At 53.9% G+C, this 16,891-nt stretch carries 14 protein-coding genes and 1 riboswitch; of the genes, 9 read left to right on the forward strand and 5 right to left on the reverse strand.

Features of this window, described 5'->3' with window-relative positions:
• Nucleotides 1–190 precede the first annotated feature (190 nt).
• Nucleotides 191–409, forward strand: a riboswitch (cobalamin riboswitch).
• A 55-nt stretch (nt 410–464) separates the two neighbouring features.
• The 3 genes from THS27_RS05330 (at nt 465) to THS27_RS05340 (ending at nt 4,037) form a co-directional block, all read left to right on the forward strand.
• Entirely contained in the window at nt 465–1,145 is a 681-nt protein-coding gene (locus THS27_RS05330; protein ID WP_085588597.1) for an energy-coupling factor ABC transporter permease, read from the forward strand.
• Between the two features lie 244 nt (nt 1,146–1,389).
• Nucleotides 1,390–3,258 (forward strand): ABC transporter ATP-binding protein/permease, encoded by a 1,869-nt coding sequence (locus THS27_RS05335; protein ID WP_085588599.1) that lies wholly within the window; start codon nt 1,390–1,392, stop codon nt 3,256–3,258.
• Nucleotides 3,259–3,380: 122 nt separating this feature from the next.
• Nucleotides 3,381–4,037: a DUF4269 domain-containing protein gene (locus THS27_RS05340; protein ID WP_085588601.1), complete on the forward strand. Its 657-nt coding sequence runs from the start codon at nt 3,381–3,383 to the stop codon at nt 4,035–4,037.
• Between the two features lie 16 nt (nt 4,038–4,053).
• On the opposite strand, the gene THS27_RS05345 is transcribed toward THS27_RS05340, so the two are convergent.
• Together THS27_RS05345 and nadB are read right to left on the reverse strand one after the other, a co-directional pair.
• Nucleotides 4,054–4,548, reverse strand: coding sequence for an MOSC domain-containing protein (locus THS27_RS05345; protein WP_246832846.1), 495 nt, complete (start codon nt 4,546–4,548; stop codon nt 4,054–4,056).
• A gap of 27 nt (nt 4,549–4,575) precedes the next feature.
• Entirely contained in the window at nt 4,576–6,222 is a 1,647-nt protein-coding gene (nadB, locus tag THS27_RS05350) for an L-aspartate oxidase (RefSeq protein WP_210402826.1), read from the reverse strand.
• 245 nt (nt 6,223–6,467) lie between these two features.
• Between nadB and THS27_RS05355 the strand changes: the two genes are divergently transcribed.
• Nucleotides 6,468–6,905 (forward strand): GFA family protein, encoded by a 438-nt coding sequence (locus THS27_RS05355; protein ID WP_085588605.1) that lies wholly within the window; start codon nt 6,468–6,470, stop codon nt 6,903–6,905.
• A 100-nt stretch (nt 6,906–7,005) separates the two neighbouring features.
• Here THS27_RS05355 and THS27_RS05360 read toward each other — a convergent pair whose 3' ends face one another.
• Both THS27_RS05360 and THS27_RS05365 read right to left on the reverse strand, forming a co-directional pair.
• A complete protein-coding gene (locus tag THS27_RS05360) occupies nt 7,006–7,968 on the reverse strand; it encodes an SAM-dependent methyltransferase (RefSeq protein WP_085588607.1) in 963 nt (320 codons plus the stop codon).
• 92 nt (nt 7,969–8,060) lie between these two features.
• Complete coding sequence (locus THS27_RS05365; RefSeq protein ID WP_085588778.1) at nt 8,061–8,666, reverse strand: flavin reductase family protein; 606 nt, start codon at nt 8,664–8,666, stop codon at nt 8,061–8,063.
• A 338-nt stretch (nt 8,667–9,004) separates the two neighbouring features.
• Here THS27_RS05365 and THS27_RS05370 point away from each other — a divergent pair, with 338 nt between their 5' ends.
• On the forward strand, nt 9,005–10,105 hold the full coding sequence (locus THS27_RS05370; protein ID WP_139835481.1) for a site-specific DNA-methyltransferase: 1,101 nt from the start codon (nt 9,005–9,007) through the stop codon (nt 10,103–10,105).
• Nucleotides 10,106–10,250: 145 nt separating this feature from the next.
• Nucleotides 10,251–10,454, forward strand: a complete 204-nt coding sequence (locus tag THS27_RS05375; RefSeq protein WP_085588610.1) for a hypothetical protein — start codon at nt 10,251–10,253, stop codon at nt 10,452–10,454.
• Between the two features lie 115 nt (nt 10,455–10,569).
• On the opposite strand, the gene mutY is transcribed toward THS27_RS05375, so the two are convergent.
• A complete protein-coding gene (mutY, locus tag THS27_RS05380) occupies nt 10,570–11,640 on the reverse strand; it encodes an A/G-specific adenine glycosylase (RefSeq protein WP_246832847.1) in 1,071 nt (356 codons plus the stop codon).
• 76 nt (nt 11,641–11,716) lie between these two features.
• Here mutY and THS27_RS05385 point away from each other — a divergent pair, with 76 nt between their 5' ends.
• The 3 genes from THS27_RS05385 to smc all read left to right on the forward strand — a co-directional run bounded on the left by THS27_RS05385 (nt 11,717) and on the right by smc (nt 16,886).
• Nucleotides 11,717–12,316, forward strand: coding sequence for a DUF721 domain-containing protein (locus THS27_RS05385; RefSeq protein ID WP_085588782.1), 600 nt, complete (start codon nt 11,717–11,719; stop codon nt 12,314–12,316).
• 236 nt (nt 12,317–12,552) lie between these two features.
• On the forward strand, nt 12,553–13,149 hold the full coding sequence (locus THS27_RS05390) for a DsbA family protein (protein ID WP_246832848.1): 597 nt from the start codon (nt 12,553–12,555) through the stop codon (nt 13,147–13,149).
• 203 nt (nt 13,150–13,352) lie between these two features.
• Entirely contained in the window at nt 13,353–16,886 is a 3,534-nt protein-coding gene (smc, locus tag THS27_RS05395; RefSeq protein ID WP_085588612.1) for a chromosome segregation protein SMC, read from the forward strand.
• The last annotated feature ends 5 nt before the right edge of the window (nt 16,887–16,891 follow it).

Here is a 16,891-nt window from a genome sequence, read left to right on the forward strand (position 1 = left end):
GTGGGCACCGCTGGTTTGGGGCGGTGCGGTCTTAAATTGTAAAATCGTCAACAAATTAGCAACATAGTCCGCCCCGCATACAACTGCAATCACCTTGGTGCTGTTTGCGGCTGCGGTTTATTACGGATCCAAACTATGTCGGATTTTCGCTTTTTGCGGGTGATATTTCATACCGGTACTGGGCCGCGTCTGTTACCGTGATGCTTCGGGTTTCTTCATTGGTGTGACTGATGGGGAATAATAGGGAATATGGTGCGGTAATTTGCCTGGCAAACTGCCAAATCCATAACTGCCCCCGCAACTGTAAGTGCCGGTTGCCTCCTTGATGTCACTGGGGTTCACCCCCGGGAAGACGGAATGGCAACAATCGGCACAAGTCAGGAGACCTGCCCGAATTTTTGTCACTGACAGGATCAGTAAAACTGGCCTGTTCATGCACGGTGGGTGCAAGAAAGGATTATATTATGCATATCGAACCTGGCGTCGTTGACGGCGCCAAAATCGCATTAAGCTATGCCACAGCAACCGGTGCGGTGGGGATGGCCATGAAAATGGCAGTCGATACCGCACGTTGCGATGGTGTTGGCTCGCTTCTGGTGCGCAGCCTGATAACCACAGCGCTGGTTTTTTTCTTTTTCGAGGTACTGCCCCATCACCCGGTCGGGGTGTCGGAAGTTCATCTGATTTTGGGATCAACCCTGTTTCTGATTTTCGGCGCGGCCCCGGCGGCCATCGGTCTGGCGTTGGGTTTGCTGGTGCAGGGGGTGTTCTTTGCGCCGTTCGATCTGCCGCAATACGGCATGAACCTGACGACGCTTCTGGTGCCATTGTTTGCAATGGGTGTGCTGGCGGAAAAGGTTATTCCGCGCAAACGTGCCTATAAGGATGTTTCATATTGGCAGGCGCTGGTGCTTTCAACGTCCTATCAGGGCGGGATTGTGTGCTGGGTTGGTTTCTGGGCCTTTTATGGTCAGGGCTTTGGCATGGAAAATGTCGGCCATGTTGCCAGTTTTGGGGCGGCCTATATGACGGTTGTGCTGGTCGAACCGCTTATTGATCTGGCTATTCTGGCGGCGGTTAAAACCCTGTATCGTTTTCGCGATAGCGGGCTGTTCGAGCGCCGGTTATATCGCGCGGCAAACTAGCAGGCCACTTTGGTTTTAATTTTGGCTTTGACGTTGGGGCATTTCCGGCTTGGGCTGGAAATGCCCTTTTTGTGTTAAGGCAGGGTCGTTGTTTCGATGTTCCACACAATATGTTGCCCTTCATGTGCTTGCCAAATTGCCTAATACGGGCCATTTGTGGAAGGTGGGTTTGGGGAAATGGTTCATTGTGCTGGCGTTTTGCGGCATTGCCCACATCGGGGACGGGTTCAACAAGGATTAAGACGTGAAAAAAACCGGTGCAAAAGAATCGTCGGCCCGCGCCGATCTGGGCGTGATCAAAACCTTTCTGCCCTATTTATGGCCCAAGGGCGAAAAGGAACTGAAAATTCGCGTTGTGGTCGCGCTTTTGTTTCTGGTCGGGGCGAAGGTCGCCAATGTGTATGTGCCGGTTCTATACAAATATGCTGTTGATGCATTGGGCGGGGGCAAGGCTGCTGCCAATGGTGACGTTGCGGCCCTGGTGACGGTGCCGGTCAGTCTGATTATCGGCTATGGCCTGGTTCGGGTGTTGTCCTCGGCCTTTGGTGAAATTCGTGATGCGGTTTTTGCCAAGGTTGCCCAGCGCGCCATTCGCAATTCGGCCCTAAGCGTGTTTGAACATTTACATGCGTTATCGTTGCGCTTTCATCTCGACCGTCAGATGGGCGGGCTGTCGCGCGCCATTGAACGCGGGGTAAAGGGCATTGAATTTTTGCTGTCCTTCATGCTGTTCAACATCCTGCCGACCCTGCTTGAGATCGTCATGGTGTCGGTCATTTTGTGGGTTCTTTATGATGTCTGGTTCGCGCTGATCACGTTTGTGACCATCATCATCTATATTGCCTTTACCCTGATCGTGACCGAATGGCGGATGAAATATCGCCGCGAAATGAACATGCGCGACGACGAAGCCAATACCAAGGCGATTGACAGTCTGATCAATTATGAAACGGTCAAATATTTCAATAACGAAGCGCATGAATCATCGCGCTATGACCATGCCTTGCGCGGATATGAAGTTGCCGCCGTCAAATCGCAGGAATCGTTATCGAAGCTGAATATTGGTCAGGGCGCAATTATTGCGGTTGGCCTGGTTTTAAACATGTTGCTGGCGGCAAATGGCGTTAAAAACGGCAATATGACCGTGGGCGATTTTGTGCTGGTAAACACCTATCTGTTACAGCTTTACATGCCGCTGAACTTTTTGGGATTTGTCTATCGTCAGATCAAACAGTCGCTGACCGATATGGAACGCATGTTTTCCCTGCTTGATGTTGGCAAGGAAGTGGAAGATAGCCCCGGTGCCCGTGATCTTGTCTGTCAGGAAGCCACGGTGCGGTTTGAAGATGTGCATTTTGCCTATAACGAAGACCGGCAAATTCTAAAAGGGGTCAGCTTTGAGGTGCCGGCAGGCAAGACGGTTGCTGTGGTTGGCCCCAGTGGTGCCGGTAAATCAACATTAACCCGGCTGATGTTTCGTTTTTACGATGCCTCAAGCGGGCGTATCACCATTGACGGGCAGGATGTGCGCGATGTGACTCAAGGGTCGTTGCGTCGCTCCATCGGCATTGTGCCGCAAGATACCGTGCTGTTTAACGATACCATTGCCTATAACGTTGCCTATGGTCGCCCCGGTGCCGGGCAGGACGAAATTGACAATGTTGCCAGCCTTGCCAGCATTCGTGATTTCATCAATAGCTTGCCCGACGGGTTTAAAACCATGGTTGGTGAACGTGGCCTGAAACTTTCGGGCGGCGAAAAACAGCGGGTTTCGATTGCGCGCATGTTGCTAAAACGCCCGAAAATCATGATTTTTGACGAAGCGACGTCAGCCCTTGATACCCGAACGGAAAAGGATATTCAGCAAGCCCTGCGCGACGTATCGCGCGGGCATACCACGCTGATTATTGCGCACCGTTTATCCACCGTGATCGATGCCGACGAAATTATTGTGCTGCGCGATGGCAAGGTGGCCGAACGCGGCCGCCACCATGATTTGCTGGAACAAAACGGCCTGTATGGCGAAATGTGGGCGCAACAACAGGAAATCCGCCAGGCCGAGGAAATTTTGGCCCATGCCGGTGCCACCGAGGCCGCAACAAAACCCAAATAGGCAAGGCCCTACATTTATGGCCTGAACAAAGGGCGGGGCTGCAAAATTGCGGGCCCGCTTTTTTATTGCTATCTGCATGTGTGGTAACATGGTGGTGGTGTTTTAGCTGGCGCAGGAAAAAGATGATTACGGGGTGGCAGACAGGGCTGCGCGCGCAGGATTTTACCCGATTACAGGGCTTGCAACGCGCGCAGGCAGGGGTGCGGGGGCAAAATTGCGCAGCAGGGCTTGTTGATGGCGGCGTTTGGCCGGTTTTATCGGGGTATGGGGCCTGCATTGCCGGGACAATCCCGTTGGGGCTGGGGTTGCCTGCGTCTGACATTGATATTTTGGTCAATACCGATGATTTGAACGGCTTTGCCACTGTTTGCACCGGCAGATTTTCACATTTTGACGGTTTTCACATTTATAACCGTGCGGCAACCCGCCATGTGGGCGCAGCGGTGATAGTGCAGTTTATGATCTCATGCCCGAACCAAAAGCCCGAACAGGTGGAAATTTTTGCCACCAACAAACCGGCACACCACCAGTACGGGTTTCGCCATATGGTGGTTGAAGCCCGTATTCTCGATATGCTGGATGCGGAGTTTCACAACCGGATTATTGCCCTTAAACAGGCCGGGGTTAAAACCGAACCTGCATTTGCCCGGATATTAAAAATTGCCGGTGATCCCTATACGGGCCTGGATGCGCTGTTTGATTTTTCGCCATCGCAATTAAAGCAACGGTTGCTTCGGGGTGCTGTGAATGGTGGTCGTTCACCGTCAAATTTTACGTAAGCATTTGTTGTGGCGCTTATTGTTCGTTTAGCAAACGTACAGGCGCACCAATGGCAATTTCCGCCCCGGTGATGACACGGCAGGTAACCCCGCCCCGCCATTCAGGTCGCAGGGCATTTTCAAGGCCGGTTGCGGCTTCTTCCATGCGTTTGCACGGGTCGGTTTCGCCTGACACCTCTAAAACGAGATCGCCAATGGCAAAACGGGCACCAACATGTCGCGGCAGGGGAAAATCGGAAACCAGCAGGTTTGCCCGCCTTGTTGTCCAGTCCAGGTCGGGCCGGTCAATATCGGCACAGGCGGCCTGCCAGTCTTCCCTGGCCATTACGGTGACCTTGCGCTTTTTTAATTTACCACGATGCTCGCCATCCAGCCCCAGTTCCACCGATACCGAAATCAGGTCCAGGGTTTCCATTTTGGCATAAGGGGCGGCTTTGCGGGCGATGCCGCAAAGCGTGCCCGTCATCGGCTGTTGGGCGTTCGCGTTATTGTTGGCGTTGGATGACGTCATGGTGGTGAAGGATCCGTTATATTGTGATCAGCTTTTCCATTGTCCCGAAACCACCCAGCGACCGGCAAAGTTTTCGGGTACCTGAATGGTTTGGCGCGGGGCGCCGGTATCATCGCGTTCGGGGTAATCGGTGGTGTAATGCAGGCCCCGGCTTTCGCGGCGCCACAGGGCAGACTGAATGATCAGCTTTGCCACCACCGACAGGTTGCGCAATTCCAGCAAATCGTTGCTAACGCGGAAATTGCCGTAATATTCGTCAATTTCAGACAGCAGCAAATCAATACGGTGCTGGGCGCGTTGCAGACGTTTTGTGGTGCGAACAATACCGACAAAATCCCACATCACGTTGCGCAACTGTTCCCAGTTATGGGCAACGATGACTTCTTCGTCAGAATCGGTAATGCCGGTTTCATCCCACGGCGGCAAATCTGTAAAGCGGTCATCAACGGGCAGGGCCTCGATAATGTCGCGCGATGCGGCTTCGCCAAATACCAGGCATTCCAGCAATGAATTGGATGCCAGCCGGTTGGCCCCATGCAGGCCGGTGCCGGCACATTCGCCAATGGCATAAAGGCCGGTCAAATCGGTTCGTCCGCGAAGGTCGGTCAAAATACCGCCGCAGGTATAATGGGCAGCAGGCACCACCGGGATCGGTTCGCGGGTCATATCAATGCCAAAACCCAGGCATGTTTCGTAAATCGTCGGGAAATGCTCGCGGATAAAATCCGCCCCCTTGTGTGAAATATCCAGATAAACACAATCGCTGCCCAGACGTTTCATTTCGTGGTCAATCGCGCGGGCCACAATGTCGCGCGGGGCCAGTTCGCCGCGTTCGTCAAATCGGTCCATGAAACGGGTGCCATCGGGCAACAGCAATTTGCCGCCTTCGCCGCGTACTGCTTCGGAAATCAGAAACGATTTGGCCTGCGGATGATACAGGCAGGTAGGGTGAAACTGGCTAAATTCCATATTCATTACCCGGCATCCGGCCCGCCATGCCATGGCAATGCCATCCCCGGTGGAGCCATCGGGGTTGGATGTGAACCGGTACACCTTGCTGGCCCCACCGGTTGCCAGTACCACGGTTCGGGCATTAAAACTTTTCACCCGGCCCGATTTTAAATCCAGTGCATAGGCCCCGACACAGCGGCGGCCTTCGCCCCCCAGCTTGCGGTCGGTAACCAGGTCAATCGCCAGGTAGTTTTCAAAAATATCAATGTTGGGGTGGTCAATCGCCTGTTTTTGCAAGGTCGTCTGTACCGCACGGCCTGTGGCATCGGCGGCATGGACAATGCGGCGGTGGCTGTGCCCGCCTTCGCGGGTTAAATGAAAGGGCTGATCATTGCCACCTTCGGGGTCGCGGGTTAAATCAATGCCCAGTTCATCCAGCCATCTAATCGCGGCGGGTGCATTTTGGGCAACAAATTCAACAGTTTCGCGTTTGCACAAACCGGCCCCGGCATTCAGGGTGTCTTCGACATGGTTTTCGATGCTGTCTGCGGCATCAAGCACGGCGGCAATGCCACCCTGCGCATAATTGGTTGAGCCTTCGTCAACTTTGCCCTTGGACAAAATGGCAACCTTGACATGCGGGGCAACTTTAAGCGCGGTGCTTAACCCGGCTGCACCACTGCCAATGACAAGTACATCATAGTGATAAGAAAGATCGGTCATAATTTCCCATCATGTGAAGGGTTGTTCGCATTGTTGCCCCCGCCAACGCGGCAGAATAGGACTGTGTGCGCGCAATCTCAAACATTATTGCAACATACTTGACGACGGGCTGTATTGTGGAATGATCCGGCATCGCCTTGCGACTGCCTGTTTTTTGCCCTGAATATGGGCTTAAGGTGCAGCATCATAACGTGGCAATAGCTGTTTTCATCTGACTGTGTTTCGCGCGACAAAGGATAGTAACCATGACTGATAATGACCAGCAGGAACGGACAAGCGTTGATACCGGTACGGCACAGCATCACGGTGGGTGCCATTGCGGCGCGGTACGTTATCAGGTGCATGGTGACATAGAGGATGCGACGCTGTGCCATTGCCATTTATGCGCCAAGCTGCACGGGCATGTCAGTGCCTATGCTTCGGTCAATAAGGACGAATTGCAGTTGACCGCCGATGAAGGATTGCGCTGGTATCGTTTGTCGGAAAAAACCGACCGCGGGTTTTGCAAGGAATGTGGATCGGCGCTGTTCTGGCGGGTGGTTCGGTCTAAAAACATTGCCCTGACGCCGGGAACGCTGGATGGCCCGTCGGGTATTAAAACCAAATCGCAAATTTTTTGCGCGTTCAAGGGCGATTATTACCCGCTTGATACATCCATTCCGGCATTTGATCACGATGATTAATGGCACCATTCCCGCGATATAAAAAAGCGGATCGTCACCATTAAACGATCCGCTTTTTAAATGTTGGCGGTATTGCCCGGCGGGCCGTATCGCCGGGCGATTATTGGTCAGTAATGCCGGGCACTTTCATCCAGGTCAGTTCGTGTTTGTTGTTATACAAATGCACTACCTTTGATCCGTGGATATCGGCAAACTGGGTAACAGCGGCGTGGTCGGTATCGCCCTGCATTTTGATGGTGCAGATAAAGTTGGTGGCCATGCCTGCATCCATCCACTGGTTAACCAGCCGAAATAGACGATCCGGGTAACAAATTACATCCGAACATAACCAGTCGATATGACCGATCTTTTCCGGCTCCAGCCCAAACGCACTTTCCTGACGGAAATCAACCCGGGGCAAGGTGCCAATGCGCGGGTCCAGTTTGGCTTTGTCCACCGAAATCACCGACGCCCCGGTTTCGTGCAAAACCCAGGTCCAGCCACCGGGGCTACCGCCCAGATCCATCGTCATGTCACCTGCTTGCGGCATGATGCCCAACCGGGTGAAGGCTTCCCACAGTTTCAGATAGGCGCGGTTGGGCGGCGTGGTTTTGTCTTCTTCAAATTCGATTTCGCCGTTTTTCCACGGGCTGGAACAATCCATGGCGGCAATGATTGTATCAGGGTCGACCAGCGCCCAGGACCCTAATGGCGCCGTTGGGGCATTGTCGCCAAAAACCTGCCGTTTGGCCGACACATGGGGCAGGTTTGCTTCGATCAGTTTGGCACGTGAAAAATGGTCAAACTTGAACATGGCCCAGTTGCGCTGGTTAAAGCGCAAAATTTTGGCCGCCCCCTTGATCGAGGGAATGGCAATACGAACCGGGTTGCGCCACACATTTTGTGCCCAGAACACCCGTCTTTCCGGGCCGGGTGCAAACATTAACCGGTCGTGGGTTTCGATCACGTCGCCCAGTTCCTGGCGCAATTGTTCCTCGAACCCCACGGCGGCCAGATAACCGGTGGCGTTCATGGGTTCGATTACGGCATCGATGCCGTCGGGTGCGGAAAAAATGTCTGTCATGGGCTGCTTTTACCGCGCTTTTCAGGTCGGTAAAAGCAGCAAATATTCATACCTGACCGAAACATTGGCTCTCGCTGACAACAGGTGCCGGTTTACCAGAAATCCTCGCGACGGACGGTAAAGGTTTCCGAAATGGTGGCGTATTCCTGATAGCCAAGGCGGGTAAGGGGCTCAAACAGGGTAATATCGACCATGCCATTTACGATTACCGCGTCGTCAATATGAATACCAACCACCGTGCCAATAACCATGGTGTTGGGTTTTTCCGGGTTGGGGCTGGGCAGGTCCACAATCTGGAAAACCTTGCATTCCATATGAACCGGTACCCCCTTGATCAGGTGCGGTTTAACAACAGAGGCGGGCAGTTTTTCCAGTCCGGCATGGTCAAATTCATCCTGATCGGCGGGAAGCGGGGCCGAACACAGGTTAATTTCACGCAACATGGATTTTGGCGTGATGGCTGCTACAAATTCGCCGGTTGCGCGGGCATTGGCGGCACTGTCGCGTGATGCGCCACTGGCACTAAACATCACCATTGGCGGATTGCCGCAAACCGCATTGAAAAATGAATAGGGTGCAAGGTTGGCGTGGCCTTCGGGGCTTAATGTCGATATCCAGCCGATGGGGCGGGGCACAACGCAGGCCTTGAACGGGTCATGCGGAAGATTGTGAGGGGTTTTTCCCGGTTCGTAAAACATCTGGTTTCCTTGTTTCAAATTCCGATTTTTGCCGCAATTCGCGGCTAGAGAAGAAAAATTGCCAAATAATTGGCCCAAATATTTTGCAACGCAACGGGACTCTGCACATTTGCTGGTTTTTCGCGTCGCAGCCTGATTTTTCTTAATTTGCGGATTCCGGTCTGGCGAATCGGCTTTGATCAGCAAAATTCCCCAGTCTTTTGACGGTTATCAGTTAAGATTGTCTAAACAACTGAAATTCCATTCAAAGTATCGCGACTCCGCAATAATTTTCGGAGTCTGTTAACTTTTTGCGCTCATGATTTCCCCAAGTTTCAAGGGGGAACCGTGAAGGCATTATGACAAAGAAGCAAACTTTACCGCTTGATCAGGTTTTGGTAGGCGACTGCATCGAACTGATGAACAGCCTGCCGGAAAAATCGGTTGATCTGATCTTTGCCGATCCGCCCTATAATTTACAGCTGGGTGGTGATCTGCTGCGTCCCAACAATACCAAGGTTGATGCAGTGGACGATCATTGGGACCAATTCGAGAGTTTCCGCCATTACGACGAGTTCAGTCGGGACTGGCTGAACGCAGCACGGCGTGTGCTTAAAGACACCGGTGCGATCTGGGTGATTGGTTCCTATCACAATATTTACCGTGTTGGCACGGTGATGCAGGATATCGGGTATTGGGTGCTGAACGATATTGTTTGGCGCAAAACCAACCCGATGCCCAATTTCCGGGGCAAACGTTTTTGTAATGCGCATGAAACATTGCTGTGGTGTTCCAAAAATGCCGAGCAAAAGGCAATTACGTTTAACTACGAAGCCATGAAGCAGTTAAATGAAGGGCTGCAAATGCGGTCCGACTGGTTGCTGCCGATTTGTTCGGGCGGGGAACGCCTGAAGGATGACAAGGGTAAAAAGGTTCACCCGACCCAGAAACCCGAGGCATTGTTGCAGCGCGTGTTAATGGCAACCACCCGCCAGGGTGACGTTGTGCTTGATCCGTTTTTTGGCACCGGCACGACGGGTGCGGCAGCCCGCCGTTTGGGACGCCATTTTATTGGTCTGGAACGCGAAGAAGACTATGCCAAGGCAGCACGTGAACGTATTGCCAAGGTCCAGATGCTGGATGGGGAAAGCCTGGAGTTGACCGAGTCAAAGCGGTCTTTGCCACGTATTCCGTTTGGCGCGGTGATCGAACGGGGCCTTTTGGCACCGGGCGAGAAAATTTATGATAACCGCGGCAATGTGGCGGCACTTGTCCGGGCTGACGGATCGATTGCGCATAAGGATGCGGCAGGATCGATCCATCAGGTTGGGGCCCAGGTGCAGGGCGCACAGGCTTGTAATGGATGGACTTACTGGCATTACAAATGTGACGGGCGTTTGGTTTCGATTGATAATTTGCGCAGTCAGTTGCGCAAGGAAATGGGCCAGATGTCAGCCTGATTTTTTGGTTTTCGGGCCGAAAAAGCAGTTATTCTGACAGAAATGTGAAGACCGAAACGCAGCATTGCGCGTTTCGGTCTTTCTGTTTTGCGGTGGTTTCTGCTATATATCAGGGGTTGATAGGTTTAGCAGATCGGAGAATATCATGCAGATTGGTGGTTATGGTGCAACTCCTGTACCCAATCCCGTGCAGATTCAGCAGGCCGCTGCCCCGATCGCCGAAACGGGTGGAAATGATTTGCAGGCCCCGCCTGCACAGCGCGTCGAGCAGGCCGCACAGGCCCAGGAAGCGCAGTCAAAACCGCTTGAAAGCACAGGGCGTGGCCAGATCGTTGATATCACCGCCTGATTTTTGCCTGTACTTGCTTTGATATTAAGGCCCGCATCCGTTTGCGGGCCTTTTTGTTGCGGGCGGTACCGCCTTGAAACGGATTGAAACCGGCCTTTGGTTTCAATCCGTTTTTTTACAGGTGCGTTAACGCATGGCGGACGATTTTTTTCATCACGGTGGGCAAGGCAAAATCAGCCAGTCCGTCAATGCTGGTCCAGACACCATCGGGTTCAATCGCTGTGCTGTTGTCAAACCGGGTTGCGAGAATGGTGATATCAAGATGAAAATGGGTAAAAGTATGCCCGACTGTGCCGCTTAATTCGCGCCAGGTGGCGGTTAGCGGGGCCTGGTCGCGCATCAGGCTGTCGGGTGTGTCAATGGCGCGCCATTCGCTGCCGGGCACTTCATACAGACCGCCCAGCAAGCCGGTTTCGGGGCGGCGGCGGATAAGGATTTTGCCATCGTCGCGTTGAACCCAAAAGGCATATCCAACCCGGGTGGGTTTGGCCGGTTTTTTGCGTTTTTTGGGAAGGTCCGGGGCAATGCCGGTTTTGCGCCCTTCACAAAATGCCTGCCACGGGCATATGCCGCAGGCCGAGTTGCGCGGTGTGCAAATCGTTGCGCCAAGGTCCATTAACGCCTGGGCGTAATCACCGGGGCGGTCCGGCGGTGTCAGGGTGGCAGTTTTTTCCTTAATTTCAGGCTTAACGTCGGGAAGTGGTGTTTCCAGGGCAAATAACCGTGAAATTACCCGTTCAATATTGCCATCTACCGGGCTGGATGGCCGGTTAAAGGCAATGGCCGACACGGCCGCAGCCGTATAGGGGCCAATACCGGGCAGTTTTAACAGGCCTTCTTCGGTATCGGGGAAATGCCCCTGATATTCACTGGCAACCACCTTGGCGCATTTGTGCAAATTACGCGCCCGGGCGTAATATCCCAATCCTTGCCAGGCGTGTAAAACGTCATCAAGTTCGGCATTGGCAAGGTCGGTCACCGTTGGCCAGCGGGCCAGAAAGGCAGCAAAATACGGCCCCACTGTAATCACGGTGGTTTGCTGAAGCATGATTTCGGAAAGCCACACGTGATAGGGATTGGGCAAATCCCCCGGTTCCGAGCGCCACGGCAAGGTGCGATGATGGCGATCATACCAGTCAAGCATGGTGCGACGCAGTGTGGTGATGTCTTGGTCAGTGAAATGCACGGCGTTTCCGTGATATGTTATGCAAATTGGTGAAAGCGGCGATAAAGTTGCTGCGAACCCTACGGAAGAAGCCGCGATGAGCAAGAGAAAAGATAGCAGTAATACGTTTGGCGCATCTGGCACGGATCAGGGGGGCACGCGTGTGGGGGCAAAAAACGCGGTTAAGAAACGCCAGAACATTACGCCGATGGGGTATAAGGACCGGCGCGCCGGATTGCGCAATGTGGCACCTATTTTATCAAACCTGACCCGCCCACTGGTGCGCAAACGCGGCTTTTTTCAGGCCGAAATTCTTTTGCACTGGGGCGAAATTGTTGGCCCGGCACTGGAAGATTGTACGATTCCGGTACGCTATAGCCCGCCGCGGGGTGAAAATGCTGGCGGTGGCACCCTGATGGTGCGGGTATCGGGGCCAATGGCGCTGGAATTGCAGCACCGGATGCCGCAAATCATTGACCGCGTGAATACCTATTTTGGCTATCGGGCGGTGGAACGCATTAAAATGATGCAGGGCGATATTTCCCGGCCCGAAGCCCGGGTACGTCGCCCGGTTAACGTGCCCGAAGGCCCCATTCGCCAGGATAGCGAAAAAGTGATCAATGAAATCGAAGACCCGGCCCTGCGGGAAGTGCTATTGCGTTTGGGTCGTCATGTTAGCGGGGCGGGAAAAAAATGACCAGAGACGCAATGTTGCGGCCTTTGGGTTGAATTTCCGCGCTGCTGATATGTGTGCGATGTGCATCGGGTGTCAGCTTTTGTCGAATCATTTTCCTGCAAAAGTTTAACACGGATTTGCCCCATTTGCGGGTGATGTTTGCGACTCGTTGGTTCAACAGCAACTTTGGGGGCTGTGTTGACTTAACGCCCGCAACCGGCTTGTAATCGCAAAAGTTTGTTTTAACGGAGGTTTCCTTGCTTAAGCCGTTTAAATACCTTGTTGCAGTGGTTGGTGTTTCTCTGGCGGCACTGACTGCCCAGGGGGCACATGCCACCGAATACAAAGAACATGTAATGGGTGCAGAAGACGCGCCGGTGACGATTGTTGAATATGCATCCTTCACCTGCCCGCACTGCGCACGATTTGCCAACGAGGTATTTCCCGAGGTCAAAAAAGAATTGATCGATACCGGCAAAGTAAAATGGATCTATCGTGATTACCCGTTGGACGGGGTTGCGGTACGGGCCTCTGCCGTGGCGCAATGCTCGGGCGATGACCGTTATTTTGGCGTGCTGGAATTGCTGTTTAAATCGCAGCTGACCTGGGCGCGTAGTAACGATCCGATAGAAGGCATCAAGCAGGTCGCACGGTTTGCCGGTATGGATGGTGAAACGGTTGACAAATGTCTGGCCGACGAAGAACTGATTAACGGTATTGTCGGGTCGCGCCTGGAAGCGGAACAGAAATACAACGTTAACGCAACGCCGACTTTCCTGATTGATGGTAAAACCTATTCCGGTGAAAAGGATTTGAAATTCTTTGCCGACAAGGTTGATGATCTGACCAACTAAAACCAGGTGGCATTGATTGAAGCCAATCAATGCGGTATCTGGCCGGTCATCGTTATATATGTTGCGCGGCGTTGTCGTGCCTGGTCAGTTCGCCATAAGGTCGCCTTATGGCGAACTGTGATAAAAGATTGAAACATGATTTACCGGCGCGTTATGGAATGCGCCGGTAAAACACACGGGCCTGTATCGGCCAGGGGAACTGATTGGTCCAATTCAAGTCGCTACGACTGACGGGGTTTAAATCCTTCGTCGATTCAACCGAATTGCTGGTTGAAGACGGGCTGACAGGTGTTGTCGGCCCGAATGGTTGTGGCAAATCCAATCTGGTTGAAGCCCTGCGCTGGGTGATGGGCGAAACATCGGCCAAGCAAATGCGCGGCTCGGATATGTCCGACGTTATTTTTGGCGGTACATCCACCCGCCCGGCGCGCAATGTGGCCGAAGTGGCGGTGGTGCTTGATAACGCTGAACGCCGTGCGCCTGCGATGTTTAATGATCATGAAGAACTTGAAGTCGTGCGCCGTATCGAACGGGGTGGAGGCTCTAACTACAAGGTTAATGGCAAGGATGTGCGTGCGCGCGATGTGCAGTTGCTGTTTGCCGATGCGGCAACCGGCGCGCGGTCCAATGCTATGGTGTCGCAGGGTAAAATTGGTGCGCTGATCGGGGCCAAACCATCGCAGCGCCGCCTGGTGCTGGAAGAAGCCGCCGGGATTACCGGCCTGCATTCGCGCCGTCACGAGGCCGAGTTACGCCTGAAAAGTGCCGATCAGAACCTTGAACGTCTTGAAGATGTTCTGGTTACCCTTGATAGCCAGATTTCATCGCTGCAAAAACAGGCACGGCAGGCCCAACGTTATCGCAAACTTAGCGAAAGTATTCGCCAGACCGAAGCCCTGTTGTTTCATATTCGCTGGCAGGAAGCGGCGAAACGCCAGCAGGATGCCCGCGAGTTGCTGGTGACCGGGGAATCTGCCGTTCGCGATTTAACCGCCGAAGTTACCCGTGCGACCACCGGGCAAGCCCATATTGCCGCCAGTCTGCCCGATTTGCGCAAGCAGGAAGCCGAAGCCAGTGCTGCCTTGCAGCGCCTGATGATCGAGCGCGAAGGACTGGATAAGGACAAACAGCAAATTGAAACGCAGATGGCGCAATTGCGCGCCCGCGTTCAGCAAATTGACGCCGATTTATCGCGCGAGGCGGAACTGGCCAATGATGCCCAGGGGGCATTGGACAAGCTGAAACGTGAACGCGAGGATTTAAGCGAAGCCCAGGGCGGCGAGGATGACGAACTTGACGATGCCCGTGAACGTGCTGCTGAAAAAGCTTTGCGGGTCGAAGAACTTGAAACTGCAGTTGATGATTTGACCACCCGGGCCGCCGCCGAGGATGCACGGTTAAAATCAGTTCAGCAGCGCCTGTCGGAACTGGGCGCGCGGCGTATTCGTTTGACGGATCGTTATGATGAAGCGGTCGCGAAACTTGATGATATTCGGGTCGAGGCCGACTTTAGTGATGCCCTTGAAGATGCCGAAATGGCATTGGAAGAATGCGAGGAAACGGTTGAGCAGCGCAAAATGGCGATTGAAGACGCCGAAATGCGCCTGGCAGAGTTACATGACCGTGAAGATGCCGCCAAAATTGCCGAAAATGACGCCCGCGATGCCCAGCGTGATGTTGAGGCGCGTAAAACCCGCCTGATCGCGGAAATTGATGGTTTGGAAAGTCTGGTTAAAACCAGCGCGGATGATGAATATACCCCGATGATCGAACAGATCACGGTGCAGGGCGGGTTGGAATTGGCGGTGGCAGCGGCCCTTGGTGAAGACCTTGATGCGCCTGATGCCATCGAATCCCCAACCCATTGGGCTGGGTTTGACCCCTTGCCCGATGACCCGGCTTTGCCTGATAATGTTCAGGCCCTGGCAAAATTTGTCCAGGCACCGGCATTGTTAAACCGGCGTTTATGGCAAATTGGCGTTGTTGAAGACGACTCCACGGGGAACTGGCTGTGCAAGGATTTGAAAACCGGGCAGCGGCTGGTATCGCGTGATGGTGCGTTGTGGCGGTGGGATGGCTATCGCATTTTGGCCGGGGCGGAACTGGCGGCGGCAGCCCGTCTGCGCCAGCGGAACCGGCTGGAAGAATTGCGCGCCGAACGCGATGAAATGAACGATGTGGTCGAGGAAAGCATGGAACGGGCCGAAACGGCACGTGAAAATGTGGAACGCCTGAACGACCAGATTACCGAAGCCCGCAGTGCCGAACAGGAAGCCCACCGTGCGGCGCGTGAAGCCGACAGCCAGCTTGCGCGGGCGCGTGAAGAAATTGCCAACATCAAACGCGATGCCAGTGCCATTGAAGGGCGGTTGCAAAGCGCGGAAGAGGTGGTTAACCGCACCCGTCAGGATCTTGATGAACTGATCGCCGAGCAGGAAGAGCTTGCCGCAACCCCGCAGGAAAGCAGTGAAGGGCTGATTGAAATTAAGGCCGCGCTAAATGAAAAGCGCGCTGATCTTTCCGATGCGCGCGCCGATCAGATGGAAGCCAGAAGCCAGCTTGAGCGGATGCAGCGCGATATGTCGGGGCGGCGCAAGCGGCTGGAATTTGTGGAAAATGAAATTGCCACCTGGAACGAGCGGGCATCGGGCGCAGGTGACCGTGTAGCCCAATTGCGCGAACGCCAGGAAGAAGCGCAAATGGAACTGGAAGAACTGGAGCTGCGGCCCGACGAGATCGAGGAACGCCGCGCTATTTTGACCGACCGTATTGCCTTTGCCGAGCAAACCCGAAAGGACAGTGCCGATGCCCTGGTAAATGCCGAAACCGCCCAGCGCGAGGCCGACCAGCATTTGAAAGATGCGGAACAAAAACTGGCCGATGCCCGCGAAGGCCGGGTGCGGTGCGAGGCGTTGCTGGAGCAGGCCGAACAACACCGCCGCGATTTGATCGAACGTATTCGCGAAAGGGTGAATGCAACGCCTGACCAGTTGGCCGAGCTTGCCATGCTGGACCAGAACGAAGACCTGCCTGCTGAAAACGATATTGAAGCCCGGCTTGGCCGCCAGTCGCGTGAACGCGAAAACCTTGGCGCAGTTAATTTGCGCGCCGAGGTCGAGCTGGCCGAAATGGAAGAACAGAAAAATACCCTGGTCACCGAGCGCGACGATTTGCTGGCCGCCATCGACAAGTTACGCAATGGCATTAACCAGCTTAACCGGGAAGCCCGTCAGCGCCTTAACAAGGCGTTTGAGGAGGTCGACAAGCACTTCCAGCAATTGTTCGTCCGCTTGTTCGGCGGTGGGCACGCGCATTTGATGCTGACCGATGCCGATGATCCGTTAAATGCAGGCCTCGAAATCATGGCATCGCCGCCGGGTAAAAAGTTGCAGCATCTTTCATTGCTGTCAGGCGGGGAACAGGCCCTGACCGCAATGGCGTTGCTGTTTGCCGTGTTTATGACCAACCCGGCCCCTATTTGCGTGCTGGACGAAGTTGATGCCCCGCTTGATGATGCCAACGTAGACCGTTTTTGCCGGTTGCTTGAGGCAATTGGCCGTCATGCAAATACGCGATTCATGGTGATTACCCATCATCGTATGACGATGGCCCGGATGAATCGTTTATTTGGTGTGACGATGGCAGAGCGGGGTGTATCGTCGCTGGTATCGGTTGATTTGCGTCAGGCCGAAGTTTATTCGCAAAAAGAACAGCATGAGCTTGATTTAACCAGTTAGGGTGA

The sequence above is a fragment of the Thalassospira sp. MCCC 1A01428 genome (assembly GCF_002115825.1).
GTDB lineage: Bacteria > Pseudomonadota > Alphaproteobacteria > Rhodospirillales > Thalassospiraceae > Thalassospira.